Source organism: Parendozoicomonas sp. 209JJ7-1 (assembly GCF_058147085.1).
This window is the reverse complement of sequence record NZ_JBYVJU010000008.1, coordinates 92050-105912: the sequence shown is the minus strand read 5'-3', so window position 1 is coordinate 105912 and position 13863 is coordinate 92050. Positions and strand designations below refer to the sequence as shown.

The 13863-nt window shown below is 52.2% G+C and carries 9 protein-coding genes; 4 read left to right on the top strand and 5 right to left on the bottom strand.

Going from position 1 to position 13863, the window contains the following annotated elements; translation table 11 throughout:
• The first annotated feature begins 33 nt into the window (after positions 1-33).
• Together ACY2RQ_RS09855 and ACY2RQ_RS09850 are read left to right on the top strand one after the other, a co-directional pair.
• On the top strand, positions 34-1173 hold the full coding sequence (locus ACY2RQ_RS09855; RefSeq protein WP_490112798.1) for an acyl-CoA dehydrogenase family protein: 1140 nt from the start codon (positions 34-36) through the stop codon (positions 1171-1173).
• Positions 1174-1461: 288 nt separating this feature from the next.
• Positions 1462-4116 (top strand): spectrin repeat-containing protein, encoded by a 2655-nt coding sequence (locus ACY2RQ_RS09850; RefSeq protein WP_490112797.1) that lies wholly within the window; start codon positions 1462-1464, stop codon positions 4114-4116.
• A 109-nt stretch (positions 4117-4225) separates the two neighbouring features.
• On the opposite strand, the gene ACY2RQ_RS09845 is transcribed toward ACY2RQ_RS09850, so the two are convergent.
• From ACY2RQ_RS09845 to hemA, 5 genes are all read right to left on the bottom strand, one after another.
• Complete coding sequence (locus ACY2RQ_RS09845; protein ID WP_490112796.1) at positions 4226-6457, bottom strand: DUF748 domain-containing protein; 2232 nt, start codon at positions 6455-6457, stop codon at positions 4226-4228.
• 546 nt (positions 6458-7003) lie between these two features.
• Positions 7004-7750 (bottom strand): HesA/MoeB/ThiF family protein, encoded by a 747-nt coding sequence (locus ACY2RQ_RS09840; RefSeq protein ID WP_490112795.1) that lies wholly within the window; start codon positions 7748-7750, stop codon positions 7004-7006.
• Positions 7740-8627, bottom strand: a complete 888-nt coding sequence (gene prmC, locus ACY2RQ_RS09835) for a peptide chain release factor N(5)-glutamine methyltransferase (protein WP_490112794.1) — start codon at positions 8625-8627, stop codon at positions 7740-7742. The genes ACY2RQ_RS09840 and prmC overlap by 11 nt, the downstream gene beginning before the upstream one ends.
• 7 nt (positions 8628-8634) lie before the next feature.
• Positions 8635-9723: a peptide chain release factor 1 gene (gene prfA / locus ACY2RQ_RS09830; RefSeq protein ID WP_490112793.1), complete on the bottom strand. Its 1089-nt coding sequence runs from the start codon at positions 9721-9723 to the stop codon at positions 8635-8637.
• Between the two features lie 41 nt (positions 9724-9764).
• Positions 9765-11024 (bottom strand): glutamyl-tRNA reductase, encoded by a 1260-nt coding sequence (gene hemA / locus ACY2RQ_RS09825; protein WP_490112792.1) that lies wholly within the window; start codon positions 11022-11024, stop codon positions 9765-9767.
• Between the two features lie 395 nt (positions 11025-11419).
• Between hemA and ACY2RQ_RS09820 the strand changes: the two genes are divergently transcribed.
• Both ACY2RQ_RS09820 and lolB read left to right on the top strand, forming a co-directional pair.
• Positions 11420-13147 carry a tetratricopeptide repeat protein gene (locus ACY2RQ_RS09820; RefSeq protein WP_490112791.1) on the top strand — a complete coding sequence of 576 codons (1728 nt, stop codon included), beginning with the start codon at positions 11420-11422 and terminating at the stop codon, positions 13145-13147.
• Between the two features lie 71 nt (positions 13148-13218).
• Positions 13219-13854, top strand: a complete 636-nt coding sequence (lolB, locus tag ACY2RQ_RS09815; RefSeq protein ID WP_490112790.1) for a lipoprotein insertase outer membrane protein LolB — start codon at positions 13219-13221, stop codon at positions 13852-13854.
• The last annotated feature ends 9 nt before the right edge of the window (positions 13855-13863 follow it).

The window sequence follows — 13863 nt, the reverse complement described above, 5'->3', positions numbered from 1 at the left end:
CTGGTCAAAATCAGGAACAGGGGAGAGCATCTGATGATTCCAAGAACTGTGTATGAAGAAGAGCATGAAATGTTTCGGGATAGCGTCAGTCGTTTCCTGGAACAGGAAGCCGTGCCGTATCATGCTAAATGGGAAAAGAACGGACAGATAGACAGGGCTTTATGGAACAAAGCCGGAGAGTTTGGTTTCCTGTGCCCTATTGTTGATGAAAAGTATGGCGGTGCAGGCGCTGATTTTCGTTATAACGCCATTGTAGCGGAAGAGACTGCCCGTCTTGGCCTGTCAGGTATCGGTTTTGGCCTGCACTCCGACATCTCCGTACCCTATATCGAGCATTACGCTTCCGAAGAGATTAAACAGAAGTATCTGCCCGGTATGATCAGTGGTGAAATTGTGACCGCGATTGCCATGACCGAGCCGGGCGCTGGTTCTGACCTTCAGGGCGTGCGTACTTCTGCTGTTCTGGATGGCGACCACTATATCCTGAATGGTTCCAAAACCTTCATCACCAATGGTCAGCAGGCTGATATGGTGGTAGTGGTGGCGAAAACTGATATGTCCGCCGGCGCGAAAGGTACCAGTCTGCTGCTGGTGGATGTCAACACCCCCGGATTCCAGAAAGGCCGTAACCTGGACAAGATAGGCATGAAGGCCCAGGACACCTCAGAACTGTTCTTTGAGGACGTACGGGTACCTAAAGAGAACCTGCTGGGTAAAGAAGGCATGGGCTTTGTTTACCTGATGCAGGAACTGCCCCAGGAGCGTTTATCCGTTGCCATTAACGCTATTGCAAGTGCTGAGTCCATCCTTAAGCAGACTATTGAGTATGTGAAAGAGCGTCAGGCCTTCGGGAAGTCTGTCTCCAAGTTCCAGAATACCCGCTTCAAGCTGGCTGAGATGGATACGGAACTGACCGTTGCCCGCGTATTTGTGGATAAGTGCCTTGAGCTTCACATTGAAGGCAAGCTTGATGTACCTACAGCCGCCAAGGCCAAGCTCTGGACATCGGATCTGCAGTGCAAAGTTATTGATGAGTGTCTGCAGCTCCACGGGGGTTACGGTTACATGTGGGAATACCCTGTAGCCAGGGCTTGGGCCGATTCCCGGGTACAGCGTATTTACGCTGGTACCAACGAAATTATGAAAGAAATTATCGCCCGCGCACTGGTGTAAGCCCTCTCTATTTTCCGGTGCAGCCCTTTTGCGAGCTGCTCCGGAAATATTTTCAGCTTTTTCTCCTGCCCTTTCGTTTTGTTCTAACTCTTTGATTTTCTTTAGAAGAAACCAGTCTGTCCGGGTTTTTCTTACGTCCTGTGCCGGGAAAAAACATTCTGCAAAGCTTTTTAACTTGCAGAACGGTCGTTCTGATCAAGACTTGTTCACTCCAAAAAAACCACTCGGGCGGAGTTGAACATGGTTGCAGGGGCACAGAAAAGATCGTTAGCCGGGTCAGGGCTATTGGTGGCGGGCAGTCTCTGTCTGGCCATATCCGGAATCACCCGCAGCTGGGCAGAAGGCGTTGAGCCTGGCATACCGGAAGCGTCCCTGACCGGTTTGTCTGCGGAAGCAGGTGTGGAAACAGTCCGAAAGAATACGCCCGCAGAGATTCTGTTTGCCACAGGAAGGCTGGAAGATACCGGCAGCGGGGTTCAGCTCCATCTTGATGTACCGGAAGGTGTTCCGGGGGATATCACCGGTCTGACCCAGGTTCAGGAAGGTGAGAACGGCATGATGACCCTGAGCTTTGATGGTGAACATGGCCCCGGAGTAATTGACGCCCATAACAGCGCCGGCACCTACGGTAAGCTTCATCTCCGTCGTCTGGCATTCACTCTGGAAGAGATCGAACAGGGCGGAGCAGGTAGTGCTGTGGACAGCAGCAAGTTTGAAGACAATATCTACAAAGCCTATCGGACACTTCTGATCAGCCTCAGCCGCAAGGGTAACTTTAATGAACGTGACAACCTTATGCAGGGTAACTGCGTGCTGATCTTCCGGCGCGCTAACGGTGACCTGGATATTCGCATCTATCGAAAGTCTGAAACAGGGCTGGAGTACCTGGGGCAGATGCTGACTGATAAAGAGATGCGTTATGACGTGGTTATCCCCGATGATCTTCCCGATTCTCTATCCCAGCGCAAGGATCTGCAGCAGGAACTGCAGGAACTGGAAAAGCAGATTGGCACCCTCAGCCAGGAAGTGGTGCAGATGATGGTGACCGGGGATCGTGACGATCTGCAACCGAAAATGGAAGAGATTGATGGCCTGAAGGAACGTTTCCGCAGCTTGTATAAACAGCTGGAGATTCCTGAAGAGTTTGAATTTTTCGCCGTGACCGAGAAGGTAAATTACGAAGCCAGTAACTGGGTGAAGTTTACCGGGGATTCCGGTCTGGAGCTGGCAGGCCAGGCCAGCAGCATGATGGTGATAGACAAGTTGCTGAAGAATGTTGTCGCCAACAAAGAATTTGAAGTAAAAATGGAAGATGTCGGCCGGGGCGTGACCCGAACCCTTCAGAGCGCCGTGCGCATGGACGACAGAGTTCTTTTTGAGCCTGATAGCGGTTTGAGAAATGAAAGCTATGTCTCCTATCTGACCCGTAAGCTGGCCGAAGCCTGGGGAGGTTTAAAAGGGAGTGAGGTGCCTCCGTCGTACATTGAAAACGGCGATCTGGCGGTGTCGCTGCTGCGAGTCAATGGCGTCAGCCATGGTGTCGTGAACAGCTCCAGCGCGGAAGGTGCCCTTAAGCAGATGAAAGGCATTATGGATAAAGCCGGGCAGCAGCCAGACCGGTTTATGGCGTTTGACGACCAGGTTAATGAAATGCAGGAAGCTCTGAATAAAGCCGGCTGGAAAGCCTGGCTGAAAGGCTTCTACAACAAAGAGGCTTATCAACCTGAAGGGTTGGCCCGGTTGGTAAAAGACAATATGAAGCAGAAGGGGGTGACTTCCCTGGATGGACTGGTGCGTTCCTCTGGTTATGAGTCAGCGGTTCCGGTTCATATTGTGGATAAAGTCAGGGGCACTTCCTACTTCTCCTTTACCAATGCCAGCCATGACGGTGAGTTGACCAGAAAAGCTCTGAAGAATCTTGAAGGCAATAAGCCCAAGGTTTTTCAGATGGTTCTCAAAGAGGGGGCTGGTCAGCCGGAGTATGACAAATATGTGAAGCTGACCGATGGAATGCGCCAGCAAATGGAGAAAGAGCGGGTTGGCCATGTCGTAAAAAGCCTTGAGGACAGTTATGCCCAGGAGCTCCTCCTGAAAAGGGCGACAGGCATGCAGAAGTACTATGGGCCGGTTATGGAAACTCTGTATGCAGCGGGTACGGGTTGGGCCACCGGTTATATGATGCAGCGTGGTATAGATGCCATCAGTGATTATTACAATCACGGTACTTTGCCCTGGGATACCACCGTGGAGGAAAGCAACGAGCAGCATGAGCGGGCCAGTTATACCGGTACCATGATGGCTATCAATTCCGGTGTAAACAGTCTTGCTATGCCATGGGTCGCGGACAAGCTGCATATGTTTAAGGATGCCAGCCCTTATGTACTCAAGTCGGCTGGCCTGAGAAACAATTTTGCCGGCGTTATTTCCGGCGGTATTTCCAGCTTTGCGGCACGCTCCGCGGCTGCGGGTTACGAATACTGGAAAGGCCGGTCAACAGGGACAGAGTTTGCCTATGACATGGCCGACGCAGCAGTAAGGGCACTTCCGGTGGCTGCGGGCAGCGCCATCGGACATGCTGTTCTGCCTTACGCCTTTGCGGTGCCCTATGTGTCATCCATGTTCCCGGTTGAATATATCGGTTCAATCGCAGGCGGTCTGGTGGGCAGCGCGATTTACGATACTGCCAAGCACTACACCTATGAGGGCTATAACCGGGTGAAGGGCTATTACTATGGCACCGGAATAGAACCGCAGACGAAAAAGAAAGCCGGTAATCCATTTATAACGTCAAAACCGGCACCGGCATTGACATCGCTACCGGTGGAAGCGGACCAAGATGACTTTCTGGAAACACTCTCGGAACAACTGCCAGAAAAAGACGATGTGATAACAACAGCAGATGACGGTGCAGAGATGGAGAGTAGCCTGTCCTCGAATGCCTGAATAAAATAAGTCTGCCCATGGGTTCCGCCTGATCCATGGGCTTTTTTATCTGGTTTTGTTTACCACCGGAATTTTGTAACCGATATTTGGTTGTCACCGCCTGCCACCGCTATTCCGCTGATATCTTTAGTTGAGTAATTATGTGTGTACTTTTTCCTGCAGGCAGGTAGGTTTCCTGAGCACTGAGAATATAAACACGGCGTGATTCCAGCCCCTGACCGATAAGCGCGTCTTTTATACTTTTGGCCCGCTTTATAGCCAGAGTACGCAGGGCTTCTGCTGGTATGGGCCACTGACTGATGAGCTGTTTCAGCTTTTCAGTGGTACTCAGGCTGGTATTCAGAGGAATGGACTTCTTAATGGAGATAGCCTGAACTATTGTCTCCAGCTCCTTATCAGGAATAACCGGGTTTGCTTCTTTGGGAAGTGATTGTCCGGTGCCTTTTAATAATTCCCGATAATGCTTTTGCAGGAGTTTCTGTAACTGCGTTTTGGCAATAACCGGGCCATCAAGGGTTTTATCGGTAAAGGGCTCTATATCCAGTTGCAGTTCCGGGCGCTGGTTCATAGCGTCCGTCAGCTTTTTCAGTGTGTCTTGCTGCTGTGGATTGAGCCTGCTGCTGCCGGGAAGAAAGGCGACGGTAGACATTTCTTCCCCATTACCGGATACCAGGGAGGCCAGAAAGTCGAAGGGGGCGGAAACAATATTGGTAATGAAATTCACAACGGCCATGCGAATAACCGGACCCAGTTCAAACTCAGGGTCATCCAGGTCACCGCTGACCGGCAGATCCACCAGTATTTTTCCGTTCCGGTCTTTAAGAAGTGCTATAGCCAGCTTAAGAGGAAGGTTGATGGCAGATTCGCTGGCTACCTTATCGCCAAGGGTCAAATGACGCAGAACAATATGATTCCGGGCGTTCAGCTGGCTGTTCCTGATGGTGTAGTCCAGGTTCAGGTTCATCCGACCCTTGCGGATTTTGTAGCCAGCAAAACGTCCGGAGTATGGTGTTAGTGTCGTTAGTCCAAGATCCTGAAAAGACAGTTTAACGGCAGAATCTTCAAGGGGTGCAGTTGGTATAAGATGTCCGGAAATCTGAACCTGGGAATATTTATCCACATTACCAGACAGAGTCAGGGTTATTGGCGTAGAGGATAGACTGTTAAACCCGGTGACGTCACCTTTGAGGCCGGTAATGGGAGCACTGAAACCCGGCTTGAAGGAGTAGTCGGCAAACTGAATAGCACCATCGTTTATGTTAAAGGTATTTATGGCAATTGCCATTGGCTTTTTCTGGGGCGTATCTGTTGCCTGGTGTTTTGTAGTCGGTTTCACAAGCCCAGCAAAGTTGACCTGCAACTGCTTATCGATAACCACAACTGCGGAAGGTTTGTTCAGGGTGACTGTAGCCAGCCTCAGGCTGTTATGTTTCTGCTGAAAGTTCAGGCCATCCAGCCTCAAACTCTGCCAGTCCAGAACCTGTGAATTATCCCGGGAGTCCTTCAGGGAAAGGTCATTAATATTTACATTGCCGGATGCCTGTAGCTGGTCGGCAGGGTTCCAGATGGCATCGATCTTTCCTGACAACGTACCCTGGTGCAGAGAGATAAACAGGAACGGTTCCAGGTAGGGTTGTATAAGGGGCAGTGTAATATTATTTATAACTATGCGGGCGGATACTGACTGTTCCGTTTTCAGGGCCATATCCAGGGTAACGTCAGACTCCTGTTGTATTTTTACAGATATATGAGCCTTGCCCGTTATTTGCGGTATGCGCAGATCTGTGACACGGATATCGAACCCATGAAGTTCTGTATGGAAAGGCTGCGTCGGGGAAGTATTTGCAGCATCTGTCATTTTTACAGACCCACCCTGAACACGAAGGGTTTTGAGTACAACGGGTATACGCGGTTCAGTGTTTGTCTGTGGTGGGTTGTCTGGCTTGTTATCAGTGTCTGATTCGGATGGGAAACCTTTCAGGAGGCTTGCAAGGTTAAGCTGACCATCCTTGTTCAGGCGAATATCTGCAACCGGATTGATAAGAGCAATATGCTCAATAAGCAGTGCCTGTTGACTGATGGATGACCATGACAGCTGTGTTTCCAACTTCTGGAAACCTATCAGAGGAGCATGAAATTTATCGCCAATGTGAAAATTATTCAGACCAAAGCGCAGGGTAAATGGGTTAAATGTGACAGAACCAATCTGCAAAGGAACGTTCAGGTAACGGAGAGAAAGACGGTCTATGGAAAGATGAACCAGGGCAGGGAGTACAGCAAAGCCGACAATGCTATAGGCCAGTAAGAATATCAACAGGACTCGAAAGAATTTGCTTATCATTTTGAAGGCTTCCCCGATAACGGCTCCAATTTTTATAATAAGGCGTAGTATAAACAGTGCCTGTCCGAAAACGTAGAACCCTTGGCATGACTGTCTGTAAATCCTCATTTTTGCAAAAAAACTGATGCTACGGTTCATATAGACCGCAGCCTGAACATCGAATTCGATCCTGCGGCTTACCGCTTCCCAAAACCCTGGGAGCCTGCTGCCAGACCGGGCAGGAGTCGTGCCCATTTGGCGGTGGAGGCAGAGGTTGAAAGTATAATAAGTTCGCGCCGGGATCACCGGGTTTCTGGTATTTCACTTATTCAGGTCACAGTAACCAGGAGTTTAACGACGCTTTCTTTGGGGATGCCACTGACTGTACCTGCATCCTGATCCGGGATTTGATATTTACCGAGCAGGTTAATCGCACAGCACCGTTTCACGCCAGTGCCGGGCAATATCTCTTCTGCGGCAAAGACAGATAAAAGGGTGGTTAAGGGCATATTTCAGGAAACGACGCAGGGCTTCGGCCCGCTGAAAAACAATGGTGAAATATCTGGGCTAGCTGCCGCAGGTTTTACAGTCCGGGTCTTTTGCCAATGTCATTGTCCGGAAATCCATGGTCATGCCATCAAAAATCAGCAGGCGGCCAGCCAGGGGTTTTCCGATGCCGGTAATAACTTTGATAGCTTCCGTGGCCTGAAGGGAGCCGATAACCCCGACGACAGAGGCAAGAATTCCGGTTTCACTGCACGACAATTGCTGTTCATCAACATCACTGTACAGGCAGTTGTAACAGGGAGCGCCATGATCTCTACTGTCAAAAACGGCAACCTGCCCGTTAAAGGCTGTTGCCGCACCGGAGACCAATGGTGTGCGGGTCTGTACACACAGACTGTTCAGGTGAAAACGGGACGGGAAGTTATCGGTGCAGTCGATAACCAGTGTCGCCTGTTCTACCTGCTCTTTCAGGGACTCTCCTTCCAGTTTGTGGGTAATGGCCATCACATGGGTATCGGGGTTCAGGGCATGGATGGTTTCATTCAGTGAAACCACCTTGTCCTTGCCGATATCCCGGGTAGTATGGGCAATCTGTCGCTGCAGGTTACTCATATCCACCTGGTCGTGGTCGCTGATCACCAGGGTTCCGACACCGGCGGAGGCGAGATAGAGCGCGACCGGACAGCCCAACCCGCCGGCACCAATAATCAGTACACGGGCTTTCAGAAGTTTTTCCTGTCCGGCGATATCAAATTCAGGAAGCATAATCTGCCGGCTGTATCGCAGCAGCTGATCATCATTCATCATAAGGTTTGGTATTCCTTTCCAGATGGCTGTCCTGTTTCAGGCAGCCAAGGGTAATGCGGTCATGCCCTGTCAGATCTTGTCTGGTGCAGATATCGGAGAAACCGTTTTCAGCAAAAATGGCTCGAACGGCCTCGCCCTGGTCATAGCCGTGTTCCACCATTAACCAGCCGTTGTCGTTCAACCATTTCGGGCTTTGGGATGCTATATGGCGAATATCATCCAGACCATCTGTTCCGGAGGTGAGGGCGCTTGATGGCTCAAAGCGGACATCTCCCTGGTTCAGGTGCGGGTCATCATCCCGAATATACGGCGGGTTGCTGACAATAAGATCAAAAGAGTGTTTCTCGACGGAAAGCTGGTGGAGCTGGTCAAACCAGTAGCTTTCGCAGAAGGTGACCCGCTCAAGCCTGTTGTGGCTGGCGTTTTTCCTGGCCAGGGCAACGGCTTTTGGTACGCGATCACAGCCGTATACCTGCCATCCCGGCCGTTCACTGGCAAGCGCCAAAGCTATAGCACCGGTTCCTGTGCCAAGGTCAAGCACGTATTTTGGGCGAGGATCGCAAAGCTCCAGAGCCTGTTCCACCAGACACTCAGTGTCCGGGCGGGGAATTAACGTGCTTGGTTCAACAAGCAGTTCCAGGGTCCAGAACTCCCGTGTGCCAGTAAGATGGGCTATCGGGTGCCCGGAAAGGCGCTGTTCCAGAAGCGTCTGTATCTGTTTTTCCTGTTCTTTGGAAAGGGCGTGTTCCGGGCGAGAAAACAGAAAACTGCGGGGTTTGTCCAGCACATGGCAGAGCAGCAGTTCCAGGTCGAGCCTTGGGGTATCACTGACCGGGGCCAGTTCCCCGGCCCGGTTTAAAATGTCCTGTATTTGCACAGCGGCCTCAGGATTCCTGGGAGAGGGCGGCCAGCTGATCCGCCTGGTGTTCGGTCACCAGGGGTTCAATCACCGGTGCCAGATCCCCTTCCATGATGTCCGGCAGCTTATACAGGGTGAGGTTGATACGGTGATCGGTCACCCGTCCCTGGGGGTAGTTGTAGGTGCGGATACGCTCGGAGCGGTCACCGCTGCCCACCAGGTTTTTCCGGGTATCGGAAATTTCCTTGGCGTGGGCATCCTGTTGCGCTGTTTTCAAACGGGCGCTGAGCAGGGCCATGGCCTTGGCTTTGTTCTTGTGCTGGGAACGTTCATCCTGGCATTCCACCACCACCCCGGTAGGCAAGTGGGTCAAACGGATCGCCGAATCGGTAGTGTTTACGTGCTGACCACCGGCACCGGAGGAGCGGAAGGTATCAATACGCAGGTCTTCCTTGCGAATATTAATCTCTTCCTGTTCATCGGGTTCCGCCATAATGGCCACGGTACAGGCGGAGGTATGGATGCGGCCCTGGGACTCGGTCGCCGGTACCCGCTGAACCCGGTGGGCACCGGACTCAAACTTCAGGCGGGCATACACATCTTCACCCACAACCCGGGTAATGATTTCCCGGAAGCCGCCATGTTCACCTTCGCTGGCGCTGATGATTTCCACTTTCCAGCGGCAGGATTCTGCGTAACGGGAGTACATGCGGAACAGGTCACCGGCAAAGATGGCCGCTTCATCACCACCAGTGCCGGCCCGGATTTCCAGGAATACGTTGTTGGCATCATCAGGGTCTTTGGGAAGCAGCAGAATCTGCAGTTCCTGCCCCTGGACTTCCAGGCGGGCACTGGCGTCCTGGATTTCTTCCTGGGCCAGTTCTTTCATGTCGGCATCGCCGTCGCTGAGCATGGAGCGAGCTTCGGCCAGATCTTCCTGGGTCTGGCGGAACTCTTTGTAACTGTTGATAACAGGTTCCAGCTCGGCATATTCCTTGGACAGTTTACGGAAACGGTTCTGGTCTCCGATGACCTCCGGGTCACTGAGCAGGGCGCCCAGTTCTTCAAAACGATCAACCAGGCTGTCGAGCCGGGCGAGCAGTGATTCTTTCATCGGTCACTAAAAATTCTGGTGATGTGGGCAGTATTACGGACTTAATTTCCGTCTGTGTCGAGTTCCAGCAGTTCCCGGGCCCAGTCAAGCCGATCAGTCTGACCTTCGCTGCCGGCTTTGCGCAACTGTACGCAGGGGGCGTGAATCAGTTTGTTGGTCAGACCCCGGGCCAGCTGCTGGAGAATCTGTTCCGGCGGCTTGCCGTTTTCGAGCTGGCGCATGGCTTTGGCCAGCTCTGTCACCTGGATGGATTCCGCCTGTCCGCGGTAGGCTCTGACCACTTCTACGGCATCGAGGGAACGCAGGTGTGCGAGAAATTCATCGGTACTGGTGATGATCAGCTGTTCCGCTTCCCGGGCAGCTTCCTGACGGTTGCGGACATTGTCCTCTATAACCTCTTTCAGGTCATCCACTGTGTACAGGTAAACGTCCGCTAAATCGCCCACTTCCTGCTCTATATCACGGGGAACGGCGATATCGACCATAAACATGGGATTATGGCGACGGCGTTTCAGGGCCCGCTCCACCGCGCCCTTTCCGAGAATGGGAAGCTGGCTGGCGGTTGAGGCGATAACAATATCCGCCCGCTGCAGGTATTCCGGAATATCCGCCAGAAGAATCGCTTCGCCATCAAAGTTTTCCGCCAGTCGCAGAGCCCGTTCCAGGGTGCGGTTGGCGATAATAATCTTGCCGATACCCTGGTCCTGAAGGTGTTTGGCCACAAGCTCAATGGTTTCACCGGCACCTATCAGTAAAGCGGTGTTGTTTTTCAGGTTGGCAAAAATCTGCCGGGACAGGGTCACAGCGGCATAGGCTACGGACACCGGGTTCTCGCCGATAGTGGTGTGGGTTCGAACAGTTTTGGCGGCGGTGAAAACGCTCTGGAACATCCGGCGCAGCAGGTTATGAACAGTGCCGGCTTCCTGAGCGACGGCAAAGGCGGATTTCATCTGTCCGAGAATCTGGGGCTCTCCCAGTACCAGGGAATCAAGCCCGGAAGCGACCCGCATAATATGGCGGATGGCTTCGGCATCGGAGTGACTGTAACTGTGTTCAGTAAGAAGCTGGGGGTCGGCATGGTGAAACTCGCCAAGCCAGTGCAGAAGTCGGGACGCAGGGCCTTCAGCCTCAACATAAATCTCTGTGCGGTTACAGGTGGAGAGAATCGCGGCTTCTTCAATCCCTTCAAGCTGTCTGAGGGCCTGCAGGGCTGGAATTAACTGCTCAGGAGTAAAGGACACAGTTTCTCTGAGATTGACTGGAGCCGTCCGGTGATTAATTCCAACTGCAAGAAATCCCATAACCTACCAATTGTGCCATTCTGTTTTTTGCCGCTCATAACCGGGGGGCAGACGATAACAGATATAAAGAGTGTTGCCATTGGCCGGAACTTTATATCAGAGCTTCATATCAGAGCTTTATATATTTGTTCAGCGCCTGTTCTGACGGTCTCCTAATCTTAAGAGGACAGGGCACTTAGCAACCAGCGGGATTGTCCTATGGATGCCCCGTGACTGCAAATCGGTTGTTTTTCCGGAGTGCGGTGTTTTCCTGAGAATGTTATGTCATCATGAGACCATTACTTCACATGCATGTGAGAAAAAAACAATTTCCGATGGCTGTTTTCCCCCGATTCTTTTGCCGGCCACGCTTGTGCAGGACAGAACCTCGCGTTTTCCTGCGTCTGGCCGGGGCTGTGACCTTAAGTATTTTAACAGGCTGCGCCGGTTTTTATCTGCCAGGCCGTTCGGCTGATGATTCCATCGCAACGTCTGATACTGTCCAGGTCAGGGCTGAAGTCCCGCAGCCTGAAGAGCAGTTGCCACCCGCCTCTTTTGATACGGATACCCTCTATGACCTGCTGGTCGCGGAAGTTGCCGGCTATGAACAGCGTTATGACATCACGCTGGGTAACTATCTGCAGCAGGCACATAAAACACGGGATCCCGGCCTGGCGGAAAGAGCTTATCAGATCGCTGCCTTTATTAATGCCCGCCAGGCGGCCGGAGATGCGGCAAGATTGTGGGTTGAGGTTGATCCGGATAATCCTTTGGCGATTCGGGCTGACGCTGTAGAGAAAGCCTGGGAAGACAAACCTCTGGAAGCTATCGAGCTGCTGGCGAAAGTGCGTGCCGCCGGAGAAGACGCTCCCTTTGCCTTTGTCGCCATGCAGGCTGCGGACGAGGACAGCGAAACCCGGGACAGGCTTCTGTCCCGTTATAACGCTTTGTTGAAAACCTACCCGGAAGAAGAAAGCCTGCAGATTGGCCGGGCGATGCTGCTGCATCAGAAGGGAGATGCCAAAGGGGCCCTGGCCCAGATCACCCAGGTTCTGAAGGATCATGGTGAAGATCCCCAGATTTTGCTGCTGAAAGCACGCCTTCTGTCTGAGATGGAACGAACTGACGAAGCCCAGGCCCTGCTGGTGCAGGCTGTGAGAGATTACCCGGATTCTCCAAGGTTGCGGTTAATGTATGGTCGGCTACTGGTAAAACAGGGGGATTTGACCGGTGCCCAGAAGCAGTTCGAGATACTGGCCCGCCAGCACCCTTCTAACCCTGATCTACTGCTTTCTGTGGCGCTGGTGGCGATGGAGAATGGTATGTTCGGTGAAGCCGGCCTCTATCTGCACAGATTGAGCAAAATTCCCGGCCGTGAAGATGTTTCCAACTATTACCTTGGTCAGCTTGCGGAGCAGATGGATGATTGGGAAGAGGGCCGCAAACACTTTCTGCGGGTGAACCCCGGCCAGCAGTTTATTCCGGCCTGGTCTTCCCTGGTGCGAATGCTCTCTGACCATGAACAGTGGCAACTGGCCCGCAGGGATTTGCATGATGCCCGGAAAAAATATCCGAATTACGGCCCGCAGCTGTTCCTGATGGAAGGAGAAGTCCTGCAGGAGCAACATGGTTATGATGAAGCGGCCAGGGTTTACAATGCGGCCGTTGCCAAATACCCGGATAACCTGTCTCTGCTTTATGCCCGGGCCATGCTGGCGGAAAAGCTTGATGACCTGGACAGGCTGGAAAAGGACCTGCGCAAAATTATCGCCAGGGACCCGGAAAATGCCGCTGCCTTGAATGCGTTGGGTTATACCCTGGCAGACAGAACGACCCGTTACCAAGAAGCTGTGGAGCTTGTGCGTCGGGCCCATAAACTGAGCCCGAATGATCCGTCCATTATTGACAGCATGGGTTGGGTTGAATATCGCCTTGGCAATTATGAACAGGCCATCCGCTATCTCAGGCAGGCTTACGCCGAATTTGATGATGCGGAAGTGGCCGCTCATCTCGGTGAGGTTCTCTGGGTCAGTGGACGCAGGGCCGAGGCCAGGAAACTCTGGGAGGAGGCCATGGAACAAACTCCGGACAGCGAAATTCTCAAGTCTACTATTGAAAGGTTACAGAGCACCGAAAATAAATAGTCAGTATTTTTTATGAACACTGCCCGGGTATCGAAGGGATTTGATGCCCTCGCTCTCTGCGACATAAGGCTATGAACAGGAAATCACTTTTTCAGATACTGGTACTGGCACTGCCGGTACTGTTAGTTGGCTGTACCACCACTCCTGCCCGTAACACCCAATCGATTGAGTTATCCGCGTCAGCACTGGAGCAGGCCTGGGGAATAAATAAAGCCAGAGCCATGGCCCTGGAAAGCTGGAAAATCAATGGCCGGGCCGGCGTAAAAACCTCGGAGCGTTCAGGTGTTGTCACCATTCGCTGGCAACATACCCCAGTACACTTTTCTATTTATATGACCGGCCCTTTCGGGCAGACCCTGGCTCGCCTGGAAGGGAAGGGTAAAAATGTTGTTCTGGATATTCCCGGTGAGAAGCCGGTAAATTCCCATTCCGCAGAAAATGTTCTGTATCGGGCGACCGGTTGGTGGCTACCGTTCTCATCTCTTAAATACTGGATGCGCGGTATTCCCGCTCCCGGTGAAGATTATGTCCGGGTTCTCAATGCCCAGGGATATCTGGCTGAGTTGCAGCAGAATGGTTGGCAGATTGTTTTCGGTCGTTACCGGGAGGTAGCCGGTATACAGTTGCCAGAGCGTATCAAGGCAGAGAAAAACGGTGTTAGTGTGATGCTTTCCATTCGCGAATGGCAGTTGGCTGATCAGGGATAAAACATAAGT

Bases quoted from the DNA above. Each gene is read 5' to 3' on its own strand.
- ACY2RQ_RS09855 (WP_490112798.1), top strand. From the start codon at position 34: ATGATTCCAAGAACTGTGTATGAAGAAGAGCATGAAATGTTTCGGGAT.
- ACY2RQ_RS09845 (WP_490112796.1), bottom strand. From the start codon at position 6,457: ATGATAAGCAAATTCTTTCGAGTCCTGTTGATATTCTTACTGGCCTAT.
- ACY2RQ_RS09840 (WP_490112795.1), bottom strand. From the start codon at position 7,750: ATGATGAATGATGATCAGCTGCTGCGATACAGCCGGCAGATTATGCTT.
- prfA (WP_490112793.1), bottom strand. From the start codon at position 9,723: ATGAAAGAATCACTGCTCGCCCGGCTCGACAGCCTGGTTGATCGTTTT.
- hemA (WP_490112792.1), bottom strand. From the start codon at position 11,024: ATGGGATTTCTTGCAGTTGGAATTAATCACCGGACGGCTCCAGTCAAT.
- lolB (WP_490112790.1), top strand. From the start codon at position 13,219: ATGAACAGGAAATCACTTTTTCAGATACTGGTACTGGCACTGCCGGTA.